The organism is Arthrobacter sp. AG367 (assembly GCF_007828995.1).
Classification (GTDB): Bacteria; Actinomycetota; Actinomycetes; order Actinomycetales; family Micrococcaceae; genus Arthrobacter.
The window spans coordinates 122,959-141,874 of record NZ_VIVE01000007.1 but is presented as its reverse complement, the minus strand read 5'-3'; the positions used below and the strand labels follow the sequence as shown (position 1 = coordinate 141,874).

General features: G+C 68.2%; 19 protein-coding genes. 1 reads left to right on the top strand and 18 read right to left on the bottom strand.

Annotation, left to right across the window (positions count from 1 at the left end):
• Positions 1-4: 4 nt before the first annotated feature.
• The 6 genes from FB478_RS16910 to FB478_RS16885 form a co-directional block, all read right to left on the bottom strand.
• Positions 5-925, bottom strand: a complete 921-nt coding sequence (locus tag FB478_RS16910) for a diacylglycerol kinase family protein (RefSeq protein WP_056392433.1) — start codon at positions 923-925, stop codon at positions 5-7.
• A gap of 72 nt (positions 926-997) precedes the next feature.
• Entirely contained in the window at positions 998-2,371 is a 1,374-nt protein-coding gene (locus tag FB478_RS16905) for an NAD(P)(+) transhydrogenase (Re/Si-specific) subunit beta (protein WP_018769787.1), read from the bottom strand.
• Entirely contained in the window at positions 2,368-2,691 is a 324-nt protein-coding gene (locus FB478_RS16900; protein WP_056392431.1) for an NAD(P) transhydrogenase subunit alpha, read from the bottom strand. Before FB478_RS16900 ends, FB478_RS16905 begins: the two co-directional genes overlap by 4 nt.
• Positions 2,691-3,902 (bottom strand): Re/Si-specific NAD(P)(+) transhydrogenase subunit alpha, encoded by a 1,212-nt coding sequence (locus tag FB478_RS16895; protein ID WP_018769789.1) that lies wholly within the window; start codon positions 3,900-3,902, stop codon positions 2,691-2,693. Before FB478_RS16895 ends, FB478_RS16900 begins: the two co-directional genes overlap by 1 nt.
• Before the next feature lie 161 nt (positions 3,903-4,063).
• The gene (locus FB478_RS16890) at positions 4,064-4,846 is read right to left on the bottom strand and encodes an IclR family transcriptional regulator C-terminal domain-containing protein (RefSeq protein ID WP_056392429.1); all 783 of its coding nucleotides are present in this window, start codon (positions 4,844-4,846) and stop codon (positions 4,064-4,066) included.
• A 117-nt stretch (positions 4,847-4,963) separates the two neighbouring features.
• On the bottom strand, positions 4,964-5,788 hold the full coding sequence (locus FB478_RS16885) for a shikimate dehydrogenase (protein WP_134164876.1): 825 nt from the start codon (positions 5,786-5,788) through the stop codon (positions 4,964-4,966).
• Between the two features lie 138 nt (positions 5,789-5,926).
• Between FB478_RS16885 and FB478_RS16880 the strand changes: the two genes are divergently transcribed.
• Positions 5,927-7,264: an MFS transporter gene (locus tag FB478_RS16880; RefSeq protein ID WP_056392427.1), complete on the top strand. Its 1,338-nt coding sequence runs from the start codon at positions 5,927-5,929 to the stop codon at positions 7,262-7,264.
• Positions 7,265-7,426: 162 nt separating this feature from the next.
• Here FB478_RS16880 and FB478_RS16875 read toward each other — a convergent pair whose 3' ends face one another.
• The 12 genes from FB478_RS16875 to FB478_RS16820 form a co-directional block, all read right to left on the bottom strand.
• Entirely contained in the window at positions 7,427-8,239 is an 813-nt protein-coding gene (locus FB478_RS16875; protein ID WP_056392426.1) for an IclR family transcriptional regulator C-terminal domain-containing protein, read from the bottom strand.
• 23 nt (positions 8,240-8,262) lie between these two features.
• A complete protein-coding gene (locus FB478_RS16870) occupies positions 8,263-8,937 on the bottom strand; it encodes a 3-oxoacid CoA-transferase subunit B (RefSeq protein WP_056392424.1) in 675 nt (224 codons plus the stop codon).
• Positions 8,938-8,939: 2 nt separating this feature from the next.
• A complete protein-coding gene (locus FB478_RS16865; protein WP_018769796.1) occupies positions 8,940-9,641 on the bottom strand; it encodes a 3-oxoacid CoA-transferase subunit A in 702 nt (233 codons plus the stop codon).
• The gene (locus tag FB478_RS16860) at positions 9,641-10,840 is read right to left on the bottom strand and encodes a thiolase family protein (protein ID WP_056392422.1); all 1,200 of its coding nucleotides are present in this window, start codon (positions 10,838-10,840) and stop codon (positions 9,641-9,643) included. Before FB478_RS16860 ends, FB478_RS16865 begins: the two co-directional genes overlap by 1 nt.
• A complete protein-coding gene (gene pcaC / locus FB478_RS16855; RefSeq protein ID WP_018769798.1) occupies positions 10,837-11,277 on the bottom strand; it encodes a 4-carboxymuconolactone decarboxylase in 441 nt (146 codons plus the stop codon). Before pcaC ends, FB478_RS16860 begins: the two co-directional genes overlap by 4 nt.
• Positions 11,274-12,092 carry an alpha/beta fold hydrolase gene (locus FB478_RS16850; protein WP_056392419.1) on the bottom strand — a complete coding sequence of 273 codons (819 nt, stop codon included), beginning with the start codon at positions 12,090-12,092 and terminating at the stop codon, positions 11,274-11,276. The genes pcaC and FB478_RS16850 overlap by 4 nt, the downstream gene beginning before the upstream one ends.
• A complete protein-coding gene (locus FB478_RS16845) occupies positions 12,085-13,560 on the bottom strand; it encodes a lyase family protein (protein ID WP_056392417.1) in 1,476 nt (491 codons plus the stop codon). The genes FB478_RS16850 and FB478_RS16845 overlap by 8 nt, the downstream gene beginning before the upstream one ends.
• Positions 13,557-14,114 carry a protocatechuate 3,4-dioxygenase subunit alpha gene (gene pcaG, locus FB478_RS16840; RefSeq protein WP_018769801.1) on the bottom strand — a complete coding sequence of 186 codons (558 nt, stop codon included), beginning with the start codon at positions 14,112-14,114 and terminating at the stop codon, positions 13,557-13,559. The genes FB478_RS16845 and pcaG overlap by 4 nt, the downstream gene beginning before the upstream one ends.
• 4 nt (positions 14,115-14,118) lie before the next feature.
• Positions 14,119-14,991, bottom strand: a complete 873-nt coding sequence (gene pcaH / locus FB478_RS16835; protein ID WP_018769802.1) for a protocatechuate 3,4-dioxygenase subunit beta — start codon at positions 14,989-14,991, stop codon at positions 14,119-14,121.
• Between the two features lie 56 nt (positions 14,992-15,047).
• Positions 15,048-16,919, bottom strand: coding sequence for a bifunctional sugar phosphate isomerase/epimerase/4-hydroxyphenylpyruvate dioxygenase family protein (locus FB478_RS16830; RefSeq protein WP_018769803.1), 1,872 nt, complete (start codon positions 16,917-16,919; stop codon positions 15,048-15,050).
• On the bottom strand, positions 16,919-17,800 hold the full coding sequence (locus FB478_RS16825; protein WP_056392411.1) for a shikimate dehydrogenase: 882 nt from the start codon (positions 17,798-17,800) through the stop codon (positions 16,919-16,921). Before FB478_RS16825 ends, FB478_RS16830 begins: the two co-directional genes overlap by 1 nt.
• Positions 17,801-17,947: 147 nt before the next feature.
• On the bottom strand, positions 17,948-18,814 hold the full coding sequence (locus FB478_RS16820; protein ID WP_018769805.1) for an IclR family transcriptional regulator: 867 nt from the start codon (positions 18,812-18,814) through the stop codon (positions 17,948-17,950).
• Between the last annotated feature and the right edge of the window lie 102 nt (positions 18,815-18,916).

Here is an 18,916-nt window from a genome sequence, read left to right as displayed (position 1 = left end):
CGCCCTACATCCGCAAGGTCAGGGCGCCGGGCTCCATGGTCATGAGCACGTGCTTGCTCTCGCCTTCGTGGTCCCCGTCCAACTGGTAGTCGTCCTTGTGTTCCAGCGTGATCTCAACGGTCTTGCCCTGGAAGTACTCCACGGCGGTGTCCTTGCCGCGGCCCTTGCCGATCATTCCCGCCACCACGGAGAGCCACCCCAGCTTTCCGTGGTGGGGAGCCAGGATGGCGATGTCCAGCAGGCCGTCGTCCACCTTGGCATCAGGGAAGATTTCAAGACCGCCCTGGACCTTGCCGCAGTTGCCCACCATCACGCTGCGGACGCCCCGGTGCACCACGGGCTTGCCGTCGATCACCACGGTAGCCTTGACCGGTTTGCCGGGCAGGTTCCGGATGCCGGCGTCCACGTAGGCCAGCCAGCCCACCTTGTCCTTCAGGTCCTCGTTGGTGTCCGCCATGATGGTGGCGTCATAGCCCAGGCCGGCCATGACCAGGAAGAGCTGGTCCTTGTCCGGGTCGCTGCGCCGGGCCCGGACCACGTCGATCTTCCGCTCCGTGCCGATGAGGGCCCCGGCCATGGCGCCGTCGTAGTCGGTGACGTCCATGCCCAGGTTGCGCGCCAGCAGGTTGCCCGTCCCCAGCGGCAGCAGGCCCATGGGGGTGTCGCTGCCGGCCAGGACCTCGGCAACGCACCTCACGGTGCCGTCGCCGCCGGCCGCGATCACGATGTCCGCACCCTGGGCCAGCGCTTCCTTCGCCTGGCCGACGCCCGGATCCTCCTTGGTGGTTTCCAGCCAAATGGCTTCCCCCCACCCGTTTTCCACGCAGTGCTTGGCCACCAGGCCGCGCACGTCGATATCCACCGGCTTGGCAGGATTGACGATGATGGCGGCACGTTTGGGCGAAGTGGAGCTGTTGTCAGTCATGGCGTCCTCTGATGGCGGATGGAAAGCAAGCTTCTGAGAGAAGGGTAACCCGCCCGGTGCGCCGTTCCGCGCCTACAGGGCCTTGACCGCGCCCAGCACCTGGGCCAGGGAGTCCTTGGCGTCGCCGAACAGCAGCGATGTCTGGGGTTCATACAGCAGGTCGTTCTCGATGCCGGCGAATCCCGGGCGCATGGACCGCTTGAGGAACACCACCTGCCGCGCCTCCGCCACTTCAAGGATGGGCATGCCGTAGATCGGTGAGCCGGACGAAGTCTTGGCGGCGGGGTTCACCACGTCGTTGGCGCCCACCACCAGGGCCACGTCCGTCGTCTTGAACTGCGGGTTGATCTCGCCCATCTCCTTGAGCGACTCGTACGGGACGTTGGCCTCGGCCAGGAGCACGTTCATGTGTCCGGGCATCCGGCCGGCCACGGGATGGATGGCAAAATCCACTTCGATGCCTCGGGCCTCCAGGGCCAGGGCCAGCTCGGCGGCCGTATGTTGGCCCTGCGCCACGGCCAGGCCGTAGCCGGGGACGATGATCACCCGCTGGGCGTACCCCAAAAGGACCGCCACGTCCTCGGCCGAGGACGAACGGACCGGACGCTCGCTCACGGCGGTGGACCCCGCCGTCGAACCTCCCCTGAAAGCCCCGAACAGGATGCCCGCCACGCTCCGGCCCATGGCGGCGGCCATGGCCCGGGTGAGGATGGTGCCCGAAGCCCCCACCAGGGTCCCGGCCACCACCAGCAGGACGTTGCCCAGCACCAGGCCGGACGCCGCAACGGCCAGGCCGGTGAAGGCGTTCAGCAGCGAGATGACGATTGGCACGTCGGCGCCGCCTACTGGCAGCACCAGCAGGACGCCGGCGGCAAGGCCCAGCAGCAACAGCAGGACCGCAAGGGGCAGCGAGGCGGTGAGCACCACGGCCACGCCGGCGGCCACTGCGGCGAGCAGGACCACGGCCATCACCACCGGGAGGCCCGGGAACACCACGGGCCGGGTGGTCATCAGTTCCTGCAGCTTGGCGAAGGTGACGCCGGAACCGGCGAAGGAAACGGCACCCACCAGGAGCGTGAACACGATGGCCACGCGGACCCAGGGATTGCCGGCATGGCCCAGTTCCAGGAGGGCCACCAAGGCAGCCGCGCCGCCGCCCACGCCGTTGAACAGCGCCACCAGTTGGGGCATCTGCGTCATCTTCACGCGCCGGGCCACGGGTGCCGCCACCACGCTGCCCACCGCGATGGCGGCCAGGATCCAGGGGATGTTCTCCAGTCGGGCGGACAGGAACACCGTGACGACGGCGATCAGCGCACCGAGTGCGCCCACCAGGTTTCCGCGGCGCGCGGTCCGCGGGGAACTGAGCCCGCGCAGGGCCAGGATGAAGCAGACCGCCGCGACGAGGTAGAGCAGGGAGGTCCCGATGGGGTCGAGGAGGCTCATTTGCTGCCCGTTTCAGGCTGCGCGGCACCTTTTGGGGCTGCGTCCTTCCTGGCATGGAACATGTGCAGCATCCGGTCCGTCACCACGAACCCGCCCACCAGGTTGGCGGTGGCAAGGACAACGGCGAGCAGCGCCACCGCCAGGACCCATGGGTCTGCTGCCTGGCCGGCCACAATGATGGCACCGACAAGGATGATGCCGTGGATGGCGTTGGCACCGGACATCAGCGGCGTGTGCAGGGTGCTGGAGACCTTGGACACCACTTCGAAGCCGACGAACACCGCCAGTACCGTAATGGTCAGCAGGGCTGTTCCGTCCATCAGAGCGTTCCTTCCTGCCGGGCCGCGGCCGTGGCCGGCTCTGCGGCGGCACGTGCGCGGGCGGCCAGCAGCTCCGCCGTGGGCTGGTGCCGCACCACGCCGTCGTGGGTGAGGCAGGCACCGGCCACCACTTCGTCGTCGAAATCCAGGGTGAGCCCGCCGGCACCGGCGTCATCCGGGCGCACCAGCAGGGCCAGCAGGTTGGCCACGTTCTTGGCGTAAAGACGGGAGGCGTCCGACGCCATCGCCGAGGCCGGGTCCTTCAGGCCCACCAGGGTGACGTGCCCCATTCCATCGGCGGTGGGGATGGGGATGTCCTGGCCCGGTACCGAACCCTCCACGTTGCCGCCGGACTCCGCGGCGAGATCAACCACCACCGACCCGGGCCGCATGCCCTGCACCATCCCGCGCGTCACCAGGAGGGGTGCGGGGCGCCCGGGGACTGCCGCCGTCGTAATCAGCACGTCCGACTGAGCCACGTGCGGCGCCAGCAGCTGCCGCTGCCGTGTGCCGGCATCGGAGCTCAGCTGCCGGGCGTAGCCGCCGGCCGCCTCCGCCGTCTCCAGGTCCAGCCGGATGAAGGTGCCGCCCATGGAGGCAACCTCGTCCGCGGAAGCCGGACGGATGTCGTTGGCGAAAACCCGGGCGCCCAGGCGCTTGGCCGTGCCGATGGCCTGCAGCCCCGCCACCCCGGCTCCGAGGACCAGGACCCTGGCGGGCGGAATGGTTCCCGCGGCCGTCATGTAGAGCGGGAAGAAGCGGGGCAGCCGGATGGCAGCCTCCAGCACGCAGCGGTAGCCGGCCACCAGCGCCTGCGAGCTGAGGGCGTCCATGGACTGGGCACGGGAAATGCGGGGCACCAGTTCAAGGGCGAAGGAGGTCACCCCGTTGTCCGCGAGCGCCTGCACTGCCGGCAGCTCGGACGACGGCGACGCGAGCCCCACGGTGACGGCTCCCCTTTTCAGGGACGCGGCGGTGTGCGGGTCAAGGGGGCGGACATGCGCCAGGATGTCGAGGGCCGTGGTGTTGAGTTCCGGGACGACGGCGGCGCCGGCGTTTTGGTATGCCTGGTCAGCGTGCCCGGCGCCGTCCCCCGCCCCGGTCTCCACCAGGACCTCCAGCCCCATCCCGGCCAGCTGCCTGACGGTATCCGGCGTGGCGGCCACACGACGCTCGCCCTCCCGGCGTTCCCGCGGTATGCCCAGTTTCACCCGCCGACCCCTCCTCCTGACAAGCGATGCAGCGGCTCTGCTGCACGCAGTTGGCTAGAGTCTATGGCCCGTTCAGCTGCGGCGGGAGTGGTGCGCTGTGCTTGTGTGGAAACAGTTACATGGCAAGCGGCCTTGAGCGCGGTCCACCGCGGGAGGGAGGGTCAGCCGCGGGTGGTTGGGCCAGGGCCGCCGTAATCGAGTGCGATCCGCCGCGCGGTCTCCATCAACGGGGGAAGGACTGACGCTTCAATGTCCTGGGCGGCCGCCCGGTGCGTCTGCAGTGAAACATTCGCCGCAGCCACCACCTCGTTCCCCCGCCGCACCGGCACGGCCACGCCGCGCAGGCCTTCCTCGAGCTCCTGGGAAACCATGGACCAGCCCCTTTTACGCGCCAGCTCCACTTCGGAACGCAGGTCGTCAATGCTGCTGATGGAGCGGTCGGTGTAGCGGTGCAGCTGGACCGTGCGGAGATACTCCTCGAGCTGCGCCGGGGGCATTCCGGCGAGGAGCACCCGGCCCATTGAGGTCGCCCAGGCCGGAAACCGGGTCCCCACGGTAATGGAGACGCTCAACAGCCGCGGCGACGGCACGCAGGCAACGTAAACCACGTCGCCGCCGTCGAGGATGCACAAGGCCGTGGTCTCGTTCAGGTCCTCCGCCAGTTCCTTGAGGTGCGGCTGGGCCACCCCGGGAAGCGTAAGGCCGGCCAGGTAGGCCCGACCGATGTCCAGGGAACGGGCGGTCAGTTCAAAGGCCTGGCCCTCGGCGCGGAGGTAGCCAAGATCTGCCAGGGTCAGGAGGAACCGGCGCGCGGAGGCGCGGGTCATGTCGGTCCGGGCAGCAACCTGGGAAACAGTGAGCCGTGGCTGGTCGGCGGAAAAGGCGAGCAGCACGTCGAAGGCCTTCTCAACCGACTTCACAAAGTAGGCTGGCTGCTCCTCCATGAACGTTGCGGTTCCTCTCCCGACGGTCGGCGCCCCGGCACAGGGTCCGCCGGGCTTCAGCGCCTGTCCGATCATATCGGGCCGGTGGGCACTGGAGTGCGGGGTGCGGCCCGCCGGTCAGGAGGCTGCCCGGATGCGTTCCAGCGTTTCCTTGAGCAGCCTCCCGGACTGCCCGTCGAGCCCCAGGAGCGGCACCATGGCCACCGCCTGTTCCCGCAGGTGCTCCCAGCCATCGATGCACCGGACTCCCATGCCACGCGCCCGGGCCACGCTTGCAGTGGTGTGGCGGGCATACACGAAGTCATAGACGACGGCGTCAGGGGCGAGTGGGCCGTCGCCCCATGCCGGACCGTCGGACATGCTTTTGCCGATGGGAGTGGCATTCACGATCAGGGATGCATCGGCGGACAGCTCCTGCCCCTGCTGCCAGGAGACCGTCCGGGCGTCCATGCCGCGTTCCCGGGCAAGATCCAGCAATTCCGCCGCGGCGTGCGGGTCGCGGTCAGTGATGGAAACGGTCCCCAGATGCCCCTCCAGGGCGATCATCGCGGCCCTTGCCGCTCCACCGGCGCCCAGGAGGAGGGCGTGCCGTTGGTACTGGCCGCCCAGCAGCGCGGTCAGGGCGGATATATCGGTGTTGTGCCCCACCAGCCGTGTGCCCTTTCGAACCAGGAGGTTGCAGGCACCGCTCAACAGGACTGGGTCTGTTGCCTCGTCCGCTGTTTCCGCCGCCCAGTGCTTGTGCGGCATGGTCACGTTGGCCGCCACGATGCCGGGCGCCAGAAGCCGCCTGCGGACCTCGTCGAGGTCGCCGCCGGCCGGCACATCCCAGGCATCGTAGGTCCATTCAAGGCCGAGTTCCTGGAAAACAGGATTCCAGAGGCGCGGGGACATGGCCTTGGAAGCTGCTGATCCGATCAGGACTAAGCGGGAGGGTTCCATTGTGAAGCACCTTTCCGTCGGCGTTGTGATTGGCGTCACCGACTAGTATCCTCTTTCTAGGCGCATTACGCACACATGTTCGCAATGCGTACAAATAGAACAGATCCCCCGCCTTCAGCGTGGAAGGAAAACCCGGACATGACCGACATCGCAGCAGGAGCCCAGGCCAAGCCGACGCCTGAGGCACAACGCCGGCTAAAGCGCGCCAAGAAGGCAGCGCTGGCCGCATTCCTCGGCGGCGCCCTGGAGTACTACGACTTCTTCATCTACGCCACTGCCGCTTCCCTCGTCTTCTCGAAGATCTTCTTCCCGGCGGGCGACCCCACGGTTGCCTTGCTGGCCTCCTTCGCCACGTTCGGCGTGGCATACGTGGCCCGGCCCTTCGGCGCCGTGGTGTTCGGCCACCTTGGTGACAAGATCGGCCGGAAGAATACGCTCGTGCTCACCCTGGTGCTCATGGGCAGCGCAACGTTCCTCATCGGCGCCCTGCCGGACTTCAACACCGCCGGCTACTGGGCACCCGCGCTGCTGGTCCTGCTCCGCCTGATGCAGGGCCTCTCCGCCGGCGCCGAGACGGCCGGCGCCTCCGCCCTCTCCACGGAAGAGGCTCCCGAGGGCCGGCGCGGCTTCTTCGCCAGCTTTGCCATGAGCGGCATTTCCGCGGGCATCGTCATGGCATCCCTGGCCTTCCTGCCCGTGGCTGCCATGAGCGAGGCCGACCGCCTCGCCTGGGGCTGGCGGATCCCGTTCTGGCTCTCCCTGATCGTGCTCATCGTCGCCTACCTGGTCCGCCGGTCACTGGCCGAACCTGAGGTCTTCGAGGAAAAGCAGGAGCACGGTGAACTGGTGAAGCTTCCGTTCGCCAAGATGTTCCAGACCCACCCGGCGCAGTTCTTCCAGGTGGCGCTCATGTCCTTCGAAACGGTCACCAACACGTTCATGCAGTCATTCGGCCTGGCCTACGCCGTGTCCGTCGGCGTTCCCGCTTCCACCATGCTGTGGGTCAGCATCGTGGGCAACATCCTTGCCGTCTTCACCCAGCCCCTGACCGCGCGCCTGTCGGACACGTTCGGCCGCCGGCCCATCTTCATCATCGGCGTCCTGGGCTCCGGCATCATGATCTTCGTGTATTTCTCGGTGATCGCCACCGGCAACATCCCCATGATCTTCCTGACCAGCACGCTGATCACCGCCGGCACCTATGCCATGTCCAACGCGATCTACCCGGCCTGGTTCTCCGAGCTCTTCAACGTCAAGGTCCGCTACTCCGGCATGGCCATCGGGCTCCAGATCGGCATCCTGTGCGCCGGTTTCACCCCGCTGCTCGGCACCGCCCTGGTGGGCGCCGACAAGGCGAACTGGGGACCGGCAGCCTGGATCGTGGCGGGCTCGTCGATCCTCGCCGTGGCCGGCGCCTGGTGGGCGCGCGAGACCGCCAAGACGCCGCTGCGGGAGCTGGGCAACCCCGTCCGGTAGGGGCATTCACAGCCCCATAACGAACAGAAGAGGACGACGGCGGGAAGCACCCGCCGTCGTCCTCTTGCTTAACCTGGCGGCGCGGCGAGGCCCTGGTTGAGTGCGCAGGAACAGTCCCGGCGCACTCAGGCCAGGAGTGGACGCACGGCTGGGGTGGTATTGCTAACCGCGGGCGGTCAGGTCCGCGGAGATGAGTTTCGCGGTGGCCATGATCTCCTGCGCCACCGAGGCCAGGTAGGCTTCCCGGTCCGGTTTGGCCTCCACGGACTGGGCCTGCAGGGAGACGTTCACCGCGGCCACCACCTTGGGTCCGTCGTACACAGGAGCGGCAACGGACATCAGGCCCAGCTCCAGTTCCTGGTCCAGCAGGCACCAGCCCTGTGCACGGACCGTTTCCAGGACGGCCAACAGTTCCTGGACGGACCCGAGGGCGCGGGGGGTCAGGGGCTTGATGTCGGCCGCGGCGAGATAGGCCTTGAGGTCCGACGCCGGCAGGTGGGCCAGCAGGACCCGGCCCATGGAGGTGGCGTAGGCGGGGAACCGGGTGCCCACGGTGATCCCGATGGTCATGATGCGGCGCGTGGTGACGCGGGCAATGTAGGCGATGTCGGTGCCGTCCAGCACGGCGGCCGACGTCGATTCGCCGAGTTTGAGGGACAGTTCCTCCAGGTGCGGCTGGGCCAGTTGGGGCAGCGACAGCCCGGAGAGGTAGGCGTAGCCCAGCTGGAGGACTTTGGCCGTCAGCGCGAAGGTCTTGCCGTCGGTGCGCACGTACCCCAGCTCCACCAGGGTATGCAGGAACCGGCGTGCCGTGGCACGGGTCAGGCCCGTGCGGCCCGCCACCTCGGTGAGCGTCATGACCGGCCGGTCGGCGTCGAAGGCGCGGATCACCGCCAGCCCGCGGGCCAGCGACTGGACGTACTGGTCGCCGGCCTGCGGGGTTGGCTGGATATCGGTACCTGCGGCGTCGGTCATGGTAACCAATCCTAGGGCCGTCCTTAGCCGGCCGAGGCGGCCTTGAGCGGGACGGGGATGAGTTCCTGGAGTTCCTCGAGGGTGCAGCCAAAAGTCTCGCGGACGGTGACACCGTTGGGACCGGTGAGGAAGACGGCCTTGTCCGTGTAGACGCGGGTGACGCAGTTGACGCCGGTGACCGGGTAGGTGCAGGCCTCGACGATCTTGGAGGCGCCGTCGCGGGTCAGGAGGGTCATCATGACGAAGACGTCCTTGGCGCCGGTGGCCAGGTCCATGGCACCTCCGACGGCGGGAATCGCCCCGGGTGCGCCGGTGTGCCAGTTGGCCAGGTCACCGGTGGCCGAGACCTGGAAGGCGCCCAGTACGCAGATGTCCAGGTGCCCGCCGCGCATGATGGCGAAGGAGTCGGCGTGGTGGAAGTAGGAAGCGCCCGGGAGTTCGGTCACGGGAATCTTGCCGGCATTGATCAGGTCCTCATCGATCTCGTCGCCCTTGGCTTCGGGGCCCATGCCCAGCATGCCGTTCTCGGTGTGGAGGGTGATGTTCTGGTCCTCGGTGAGGTAGTTGGACACCAGGGTGGGCTGGCCGATCCCGAGGTTCACGAACGAGCCCGGGGCGATGTCGCGGGCCACGAGCCGGGCGAGGTCATCCCGGCCCAGGGGCGTGGCGGAGGTCTGGAGTGATGTTGCAGTGGTCAAGGTCAGGCCACCTTTCCGCTGGTGCCGGTTGCGCTGCGGTCTGAGGCCGGGACGCGGACAACCGTGTTGACGTAAATGCCGGGGGTGACCACGTTTTCCGGGTCCAGCGCCCCCGTGGGCACGATCTCGGAGACCTGCACGATGCTCTGCTTCGCGGCGGCAGCCATGATGGGGCCGAAGTTCCGGGCCGTCTTGCGGTAGACCAGGTTGCCCTTGCCGTCCGCCTTCAGTGCCTTGATCAGGGCGACGTCGGCGTGGATGGGGGTTTCAAAGACCTGGCCGCGGCCGTCAATGATCCGCGTTTCCTTGCCCTCGGCCAGCATGGTGCCGTATCCGGTGGGGGTGAAGAACCCGCCGATGCCTGCCCCGGCGGCACGGATCCGTTCGGCCAGGTTGCCCTGCGGCACCAGTTCCAGCTCGATCTCGCCGGCCTTGTACTTGGCGTCGAAGTGCCAGGAATCGGACTGCCGCGGGAAGGAGCAGATCATCTTCCGCACCCGGCCTTCCTTGATGAGCAGGGCCAGGCCCTGGTCGCCCTGCCCGGCGTTGTTGTTCACCACGGTCAGGTCCGTGGCGCCGCAGTCCAGCAGCGCGTCGATCAGTTCGAACGGCTGGCCGGCGTTGCCGAATCCGCCGATCATCACGGTGGAGCCGTCCTTGATGCCGGCCACGGCCTCCTGGACGGTGTCAACAAAAGTCAGCATTACTGGTCCTTTCCAGCGGTGACGTTCTCGAGTACCACGGCCAGGCCCTGGCCCACGCCGATGCAGATGGCCGCGACGCCCCAGCGTTCGCCGGAGGCCTGCAGGGACCGGGCCAGGGTGCCCAGGATCCGGGTGCCGGAGGCACCCAGCGGATGGCCCATCGCGATGGCCCCGCCATGCCGGTTCACGATCGAGGGATCGATGCCCCAGGCGTTGATGCAGGCCAGGGACTGCGCGGCGAACGCTTCGTTAAGTTCGACGGCGCCCACCTGGTCCCAGCCGATGCCCGCCTTCGCGAGGGCCTTGTTCGCCGCCTCCACCGGTGCGTACCCGAAGTACTGCGGATCATTCGCGTGCGCGCCGCGGCCGGCGATCCGGGCCAGCGGATCCAGCCCCAGCAGCCCGGCGGCCGCCTCGGATCCGATCCACGCCGCGGAGGCGCCGTCGGACAGCGGGGATGCGTTCCCGGCGGTCACCGTGCCGTTCTCGGTCCGGAACACGGTCTTCAGCCCGGCCAGCTTCTCCGCCGACGATCCGGCACGGATGCCTTCGTCGCGGACCAGGTCCGTCCCGGGCACCGGGGCGACCAGGTTGTCGTAGAACCCTTCATCCCAGGCGGCGGCGGAGAGGTTGTGGGAGGCCGCGGCGAACTCGTCCTGCGCCTCGCGGGTCACGTTGTACTTCTCGCGCAGCCGCTCGGTGGCCTCGCCCAGGGAGATGGTCCAATCCTTGGGCATGGCCTTGTTCACCAGCCGCCAGCCCAGGGTGGTGGAGGCCAGGGTCATGTCCCCGGCCGGGTAGGGCTTCTCCGTCTTGGGCAGCACCCACGGGGCACGGGACATCGACTCGGCCCCGCCCACCAGCACCAGGTCGGCGTCGCCGGCGTTGACCTGCCGCGACGCGATGATCGCCGCGTCCAGGGACGAGCCGCAGAGCCGGTTGACCGTGGTGCCCGGGATGGACACCGGCAGCCCGGCCAGAAGGGTTCCCATCCGCGCGATGTTGCGGTTTTCCTCGCCCGCGCCGTTGGCGTTGCCGAACACCACCTCATCGATCCGCTCGGGATCAAGCCCGGGTGCCCGCTTCACGGACTCGCTGATAACGTGCGCGGCAAGGTCATCCGGCCGGACGCCGGCGAGGCCGGAACCGAACTTGCCAAAGGGGGTGCGCACGGCGTCGTACACAAATGCCTGGTTCATGGGGTTTTATCCGTTCCGGTGTTGTCCATGTCGTGGAACACCTGCTGTGCTGTCTTGAAGGCGGTGTTGGCGGAGGGGACGCCGCAGTAGATGGCGGTCTGGAGCAGGATCTCCTTGATCTCGTCCCTGCTCAGGCCGTTCCGGAGGGCGGCGCGGATATGCATGGCCAGCTCTTCCCAGTGCCCGTGCGCCACCATGGCAGTGATGGTGACGGCGGAGCGCATCTGGCGCGGGAGCCCCGGGCGGGTCCAGATACCACCCCAGGCGATCCGGGTGATCATGTCCTGGAAGTCCTCGGTGAACTCATCCTTGTTGGCGTTGGCCCGGTCCACGTGCGCGTCCCCCAGGACTTCGCGCCGGACCACCATGCCGCCGTCGTAAATCTCCTGGCTGGTGGCGCCGGGCTGGACCACGCCGTGCCGCTCATTTCCGCTCACTTGGCTGCTCCTTGGGATTCGGTCCAGCTGATCAGGCTGCGCATGAGATCGGCAACATGCGCGGGAGCCTCGGCCGGTGCCAGGTGCGCCACGCCTTCCAGCGTGACGGCAGTGGCGGTGCCGCCCCCGGCGGTGATGCCGGCTGCCACCTCGTCAGCCATGGCCGGCGTCGCCACGCCGTCCACCGAGCCGGCGATGACCTGGGTGGGGACGCGGATGCTGCCCAGCTGGCTGCGGACGTCGAAGGAGGCCAGGGCCTCGCAGCAGAAGGCGTAGCTGAAACGGTCGGCGTCGCGCAGGGCGTGCAGGAGCCGGCTGCTGAACTCGGGTTCCCGGTCCATGTAGCCCGGCGCGAACCAGCGCTGCGCCGAGCCCTGGATCATCACGGGTGTGCCCTGGGTGCGGACCGTTTCGGCCCGTTCCAGCCAGCCCTCCGGGGTGCCGATCTTCGCCCCGCTGTTCTGGATGGAGAGGCTCTTGAGCCGCTCGCCGTGCTTGATGCCCAGCTGCAGGCCCACGGCGCCGCCCAGTGAAACGCCGGCGTAGTGGAATGTTTCACCGGGGGCGATGGAATCCACCAGGTCCACCACGGCGTCCGCGAGGGCTGCGACGTCGAAGGTTTCGGTGGCTGCCGGAGAGACGCCGTGGCCGGGCAGGTCCCAGGCGACCACGTCGTAGTCATTGCCGAGCAGGGTGGCCACCCTGTTCCACAGGATGGAGGAGGTGCCCAGGGATGGGCCCGCCACCAGCAGGGGGTGGTCGCCAAGGGGTCGCTGGGGGGACAGCAGCGCTGCCTTCAGGGTTGGCTTAGCCACGGGAAGCTCCGTTCGCGTCGGTGGTCTGGGAATCAAAGTCGGGGAACGCCGCCAGGATGCGGCGGGAGATCTGGGCCGCCTGGCCCAGGTAGCTGCCGGGGTCCAGGAGCTCCTCCAGCCGCTCGCCGGGAACGACGGCGGCAGGGACGGCCTCGCGGAGCAGCTTCCGGTAGGTGGCGGCTTGGTCGGAAGGCGGTGCTTGAAGGGTCTGGTCCACCACGTCCTGCAGCTGCTGCTTGCCGGTGCGGCCGTCCTTCCCGTCCAGGAGGGGCGCCACGGCCGCGCTGACGCCTTCTGCCAGCAGCAGCGGCCCGGACAGGTCCAGGTTGCGGCGCATGGCGTCGGGGAACACCTGGAGTCCTTCGGCGAGCTCACGGATATGTCCGGCAGCGCCGAGCGTGAGCGCCAGGAGCTGGCGGAGTGCCGGCCATTCGATGTGCCAGGCGCCGTCCGGGCGTTCGTCGTTGAAGGTGGCGGCGGCCAGGTGCAGCTGGGCAGCCAGGCCGGGCGCCTGCAGTGCGGCGCTGCGGACCAGGACGGACAGGACCGGGTTCTGCTTTTGCGGCATGGCAGAGGAAACCCCGCGCCCGGGAGCGCGTGGCTCGGCAAGCTCGGCCACCTCGGGCCTGCTCAGGAACAGGACGTCCGCGGCGATCTTTCCGAACGCATCCAAAACCGAAGCCAGCCCATGCCCAAGGGACGTGATGGCCAGCCGGTTGGTGTGCCAGGGAGCCGCCGCGGGGGCCAGGCCCAGCTGGGCGGCCAGGGCATCGGCCAGGGTAAACGGGGTGGCAGTGGATCCGTCGGTCAGCACGGTTCCGGCGGCGAGCGTTCCCGCAGCCCCGCCGAACTGGACCGGGAACTCCAGGCCTTGCAGCTGCCGGCCCGCGGCGGCCACGCCCTGGAACCACTGCGCGGCCCGGAGCCCGAAGGTATAGGGAAGCGAATGCTGCGTCAGGCTCCGGCCCACGCACAGTGTCTGCGCATGTTGCCCCGCCAGGGCGGCCAGCGCCGCGGCGGTGCCTTTGAGGTCGGCCAGCACGGCGTGGACGGTGTTGCGGGCCACCAGCATGAGGGCGGTGTCCAGCACGTCCTGGCTGGTCAGGGAGGTATGCACGGCCTTCCCGGCACCGATCCCGGCGCTGTCCAGCGCGGCCACCTTCTTCCGGAGGTCCGCCAGCAGCGGAATGACCGGGTTGCCGCCGCCCTGGGCACGCAGCGCGATGTCGGCGAGGTCGTATCGCCCTGCCTCGGCAGCGGAAGCCACGACGGCGGCAGAACCGGCAGGTGCCAGGCCGGCCCGTTGCAGCACGGCTGCCCAGCCCGATTCGACGGCGAGGATCGCCGCCAGCACTGCCCGGTCCCCCGTCAGCGCCGCCACCAACGGTGACGCTGATACGGGACTGAGCAGGCCGGCGTCGGCCTCTTCCGCGAAGGCGCGCAGATCTCCCGGGGCGGCGTTGGTCACTGGAAGTCCAGGAAGACGGTCTCGCCCTCACCCTGGAGGCGGATGTCCCAGGTGAGGCCGCCGTCAGGGTCGCGGCGGGCGATGAGCGTCTTGCGGCGCTCCGGATCCAGCGAGCTGAGCAGGGGGTCGTTGGCCAGCGCCTCGGCGTCCTCAGGCAGGTAGATGCGGGTGAACAGCCGGTTGGTCAGGCCGCGGGCAAAGAGCGCCACGGAGATGAACGGCGCCGCGCCCGGTTTGGTGGGGCCGGGGTTGACCGTGGTGAACGTGAAAACGCCGGAGTTGCCCACGGCGCCGCGGCCCCACCCGGTGAAGGTGTAGCCGTCGCGGACCAGGGAGCCGGTGCGCTGGACAACCCTGCCGTCGGCGTCCGGCTGCCAGATTTCCAGGATGGCGTCCGGGATGGTGTGGCCGGCGCCGTCGTAGACGGTGCCCTGCAGGCGGATGGAGCCCGGGAAGCCGGGAGGCAGCAGCTCGTTGTCCTTCTCGAACGGAAGCGCATAGCCATAGAAGGGGCCAACGGTCTGGCCCGGGGTGGGAACAAGTTTGGTGCTCATTTTCCTACTCCTCGTCACCTTCTGCGCCGAGCGCCTCGTTTTCGGTCCAGGTCCGCTTGGGCCCGGTCAGGACGATGTCCCAGTTGTAGCCCAGGGCCCACTCGGGCTCGGTGAGGCTGTGGTCGTAGGTGGCCACCAGGCGGTCGCGGGCGTCCTGGTCCACGATGGTCTGGTAGATGGGGTCCAGCGGGAAGAGCTGGTCGCCCGGGAAGTACATCTGGGTGATGATGCGCTGGGTGAACTCCGTGCCGAACAGCGAAAAGTGGATGTGGGCGGGTCGCCACGCGTTCAGGTGGTTCTTCCAGGGGTAGGCGCCGGGCTTGATGGTGATGAACCGGTAGGAGCCGTCCGGGCCGGTGATGCAGCGGCCGATGCCGGTGAAGTTGGGGTCGATCGGGGCGGGGTGCTGGTCGCGCTTGTGGATGTAGCGGCCGGACGAGTTGGCCTGCCAGATTTCCACCAGCTGGCCTGCCACCGGGCGGCCGTCGCCGTCCAGAACCTTGCCGGCGACGATAATCCGCTCGCCCAGCGGTTCGCCGTTGTGCTGGATGGTCAGGTCGGACTCCAGGGCGTGCACGTCCTGGTGCCCGAACGCCGGCGAGTACAGCTCGATGGTCTCCGGATCCGCGTGGTGCAGGCTCTTGGTGGGGTGGCGCAGGATGCTGCTGCGGTACGGCGGGTAGTCCAGCCGCGGCTGGGTTTCCGGCTGGGCGCCGTCCTTCAATGCCCGCTGGTAGGCCTCGCCGATGGCGTTGATCTCTGCGCTGAGGTCCGCCTGTGACTCGATGGCCTTGTCCAGGGGCTGATGGGCAGCCTTCGGTTCGGCCGGGGGCACGAGTTCCTCCGACTCCAGCTCGGCGGTGATGTCTTCCGGCATGGCTGGCTCCTTTCTGATCTGTTCGGTTTCTTGCGTCCGGGGTTGTGTGGTGCGGTCTAAGGCGTGCGGTGCAGCGAGTCGTACTGGACGGCGTGGCGCACCGGAGCATTGGGGGCGCCGTAGCCGTCGTAACCGCCGCGGCGTTCCACCATTTCGAAGAACACGCTGCCCACGGTGGCGGTGTAGAAGTGCAGGAATTCGCCGTCGGCGTCGCGGTCGAACAGCAGGTTCAGCTCCTGCAGGGTGGCCAGGAACCCAGGCTCCAGGTCGAACCGGGCGTCCAGGTCCTCGTAGTAGTTGGCCGGGATCTGCAGGAATTCCAGGCCCCGTTCCCGGGCTGCCCGGGCTGTGGCCACGAGGTCGTCCACGGCAAAGGCGATGTGCTCCTGGTAGGTCTTGCGGACCTCGCTCCGTGCCTGCTGGATGGGGGCGAGGTTGAGCACCAGCCGCACCGCGCCGTCGGAGGTCTGCATGACCTGCGAGCGCACCAGCCCGCTGGGGCTTGGCACCTCCGCGAACGGCTGCGGCTCCAGGGCCAGGGCGCTGGTGTAGAAGAGGACAGCTTCGTCGAAGTGCTGCCACGGCTGGGCAAGGTTGACGTGGTCGATCACGGCACTGGCTCCGGCGGACGGGTGTTCCAGCCCCTCCCCGAACTCGTGGGTCCACGCCGCCGTGCCGTCCGGGCTGCCCTGGCAGAGAAAGATCTCGGTGGAATCGGGCGCGGAGATGCCCTGGAAGACTTCCTCGTCCGCCTGCACCTTGCGGGCCACCACGGGGGCCTTGAGCTGCTGGGCGCGCGCCGAGGCAATCACGGGGGAATCGACGTCGAACCCCAGTGCGGCAATGGCGGGCTCGGCATGCCGGGCCGCCTGTTCGTTGATGATCACCCGGGCCTGGCCCATGGTCCACAGCTGGACGTCCTTGGTGCGGTGCCTGCCCTCGAAGGCGAAGCCCAGCTGGCCCAGGAGTTTCTCCAGCTGCGCGGTGTCGTCCGCCTTGACCTCGGCAAAGTTGAAGCCCGCGGGTTCGTTCACCTTGGGCAGGGTGGCAAGTTCCATGGGGTAACGACGGCGGAGCGCTGCTCCGTTGCCTGGTGCGGCTTCGGTACCGGCCAGCCATTTGGCGCTCTGTTCTTCAAGCCAGATGAGCGACCGCATGGCATCCACGGCCGTCCGCTCCACGTCCGACTGGCGGAAAACGTCATTGAAGACTTCCAGCGAGACGGGTCCGGTGTACCCGGCCCGGACCACGTGGCCCATGAACTTGGCCAGCTCAAACTGGCCCTCGCCCGGGAACACCCGGTAGTGCCGGCTCCAGGACAGCACATCCATGGAGAGCTTGGGGGCGTCCGCAACCTGGACGAAGAAGATCTTCTCCGGGTTGAATGCCTCAATGTGGGCGGTTTCCCAGTCCCGCGAGAGGATGTGGAAGGAGTCCAGGCAAGTGCCCAGATTGGGATGGTCAACCATCTCCACCAGCCGGTAGGCATGCTCGTAGTCGTTGACGTACTTGCCCCACGCAAGCGCTTCATAGGCCACCTTGACGCCGTGGTCGCCGGCCAGGTTGGCAAGCTGTGCCAGCTGCTCGGCGCGGAGGCCGTCGTCGTCGATGGTGGCGGTGGCAACGTTGGAGCAGACCAGGATGGTGTCCATGCCCAGGCGGGCCATGAGCCGGAACTTGGCCTCGGCCCGGCGGAGGTTGGCCTTCAGCAGGTCCGGGCTGACGCCGTCGAAATCCCGGAAGGGCTGGTAAAGATCCAGGCCAAGGCCCAGGTCGGCGGCCAGCTTGCGGACGTCCTCGGGACTCAGCGGGGACGTCACCAGGTCCTGCTCGAAGATCTCGATGCCGTCGAAGCCTGCGATGGCGCAGGCCTGCATCTTCTCTTTGAGGGTTCCGGACAGGCAGACGGTGGCGATTCCGGTGCGCATCAGGCAGCCACCTCTTCCGCTGCCACGAGCTCCAGGAAGTGGGCGCGCATGCGGTCCGGGTCCGCGTCCAGCCCGGTGAAGATCCGGAACGCGTCCGCGGCCTGGCCCACGGCCATCCGGCCGCCGTCCAGGACGTCGCAGCCCTTGGCCCGGGCGCCGCGGACCAGTTCCGTGTCGATGGGGCGGTAGACGATATCCGCCACCCAGTGCCGGGACTCCAGCAGGTCCAGGTCCAGCGGCACGCCGGGGTGGGCGGCCATCCCCACGGGGGTGCAGTGCACCAGGCCGTCGGCCACGCGCATCAGCTGCGGCAGCTCCGCCGTCGTACCTGCCGTGACGGTGCTGTCCGGGAAGAAGCCCTGGAGCTCGGCGGCCCGGGCTGCCGCGCGTCCCGGGTCCACGTCCACCAGGTGCAGGGTCCTGACGCCGGCGGTCAGCAGGGCGTAGGCGACGGCAGATCCGGCACCGCCGGCACCGAGCTGGACCACGCGGTCCAGCGACGCCCCGGGGAGGCCGGAAGCCAGTGCCGCGGCGAAGCCGGAGAAGTCGGTGTTGTGGCCGATGAAGCGGCCGTCCCGGATCACCACGGTGTTGACGGCGCCCAGGCGGCGGGCGTCCGGGGAGATTTCGTCAAGGTGCTCCAGGACCAGCTGCTTGCAGGGATGGGTGATGTTCAACCCATTGAAGCCCAGCGTCCGGGCGCTCTGCAGGATGCTGCCGACGGACTCGCCCGCCAGCCCCAGCTCCAGGAGGTCGATGGGGCGGTAAAGGTAACGCAGGCCCTGCACGTCACCTTCCCGTTCGTGCATGGGCGGCGTGAGCGACGGCGTGACACCGTCTCCAACCAGTCCCACGAGGTAGGACTCAGTTCGAATACTCATCCGTGCAGCTCCTTTGGTAACGGCACCGGCAGCGTCCATGCGGGGATGGGATGCGCCGGTGATAGGGATTACAGTACAGCAATTGTTCACTTCCCGCACTACTGTTCGAGATACGAACCAAATATTTTGAGTAACGGCACAGGCGCCTTAGCCGCGCTGCGGAAGGCGTGCAGCCAACTCGGCTGCCGCATCGACCAGGACGGGGACGTGGGCCTCCAGCTCCTCGAGGCTCAGGCGGAAGACCGGAACGGCCGTCGCCAGGGAGGCAAAGGCGTGACCCTGGCTGTTGAGCAGGGGCACCGCCACGGCACGCATGCCGGCCTCGTTCTCCTCATCCATGACCGCGTAGCCGCGGCGGCGCACCTCCTCGATTTCCGCCCGGAACGCGTCCCGGTCGGTGATGGAGCGGGCGGTGAGCGCCTCGAGCGGGAGTTCCGCGAGCAGCCGCTCCCGTTCCGCATCCTCGGCGAATGCCACCAGGGCCTTGCCGACGGCGGTGGTGGACAAGGAGCCCAGGTGGCCCGGATCGCTGGTGACGCGGAAGATCTGCGGCCCGTCCACCTTGCTGACGGTGAGGTGGTGCAGGCCGTCCCGGACGCTGAGGATGGTGGCTTCCCCGGTCTGCTCGGTCACCCGGCGCAGGATGGGCATGGCAGTGCCGGCGAAACCGTGGTGGTTGGATACCCGCTGGCCCAGCTGGAAGATGCGCAGGCCCAGGTGGTAGCGGCGGCCGTCCGGCTCGTAGTCAACAAAGCCGTCACGGGTCAGGGATCCGAGCAGCCGGTAGGTTGTGCTGAACGGCAGTTCCGCGCGGCGGGAAATTTCCGCGGCGCTGGCACCGCGGGGTTCGTCCCCCAGGAGGACAAGCAGGCCCAGGGCCTTGCCCACCATGTCCGTGCGTTCCGCAGGACGCGCGCCAACCTTCGCCTCCGGGGGCATGGCGTTCACGGGCTCCGTGGCGGCAGGGGCAGCAGCGGATTCTTCATTGGCCGCTGTGGTTTGGTTCACACTCATGGCATCATGTTGCCACAATGTGAGAGCTATTTCTAGATGGTGATTATTTTCTTGACAGGTGACTGCCCTCACAGTCATAGTTTCTATATCGCACAAGTAGCT

What these genes read in the sequence shown, in the direction of transcription:
- FB478_RS16880 (WP_056392427.1), top strand. Translation starts at nt 5,927, where the DNA reads ATGACCGACATCGCAGCAGGAGCCCAGGCCAAGCCGACGCCTGAGGCA.
- FB478_RS16865 (WP_018769796.1), bottom strand. Translation starts at nt 9,641, where the DNA reads ATGCTGACTTTTGTTGACACCGTCCAGGAGGCCGTGGCCGGCATCAAG.
- FB478_RS16910 (WP_056392433.1), bottom strand. Translation starts at nt 925, where the DNA reads ATGACTGACAACAGCTCCACTTCGCCCAAACGTGCCGCCATCATCGTC.
- FB478_RS16820 (WP_018769805.1), bottom strand. Translation starts at nt 18,814, where the DNA reads ATGAGTGTGAACCAAACCACAGCGGCCAATGAAGAATCCGCTGCTGCC.
- FB478_RS16890 (WP_056392429.1), bottom strand. Translation starts at nt 4,846, where the DNA reads ATGGAGGAGCAGCCAGCCTACTTTGTGAAGTCGGTTGAGAAGGCCTTC.
- FB478_RS16875 (WP_056392426.1), bottom strand. Translation starts at nt 8,239, where the DNA reads ATGACCGACGCCGCAGGTACCGATATCCAGCCAACCCCGCAGGCCGGC.
- FB478_RS16825 (WP_056392411.1), bottom strand. Translation starts at nt 17,800, where the DNA reads ATGAGTATTCGAACTGAGTCCTACCTCGTGGGACTGGTTGGAGACGGT.
- FB478_RS16830 (WP_018769803.1), bottom strand. Translation starts at nt 16,919, where the DNA reads ATGCGCACCGGAATCGCCACCGTCTGCCTGTCCGGAACCCTCAAAGAG.
- FB478_RS16885 (WP_134164876.1), bottom strand. Translation starts at nt 5,788, where the DNA reads ATGGAACCCTCCCGCTTAGTCCTGATCGGATCAGCAGCTTCCAAGGCC.
- FB478_RS16900 (WP_056392431.1), bottom strand. Translation starts at nt 2,691, where the DNA reads ATGGACGGAACAGCCCTGCTGACCATTACGGTACTGGCGGTGTTCGTC.
- FB478_RS16860 (WP_056392422.1), bottom strand. Translation starts at nt 10,840, where the DNA reads ATGAACCAGGCATTTGTGTACGACGCCGTGCGCACCCCCTTTGGCAAG.
- pcaH (WP_018769802.1), bottom strand. Translation starts at nt 14,991, where the DNA reads ATGCCGGAAGACATCACCGCCGAGCTGGAGTCGGAGGAACTCGTGCCC.
- FB478_RS16905 (WP_018769787.1), bottom strand. Translation starts at nt 2,371, where the DNA reads ATGAGCCTCCTCGACCCCATCGGGACCTCCCTGCTCTACCTCGTCGCG.
- pcaG (WP_018769801.1), bottom strand. Translation starts at nt 14,114, where the DNA reads ATGAGCACCAAACTTGTTCCCACCCCGGGCCAGACCGTTGGCCCCTTC.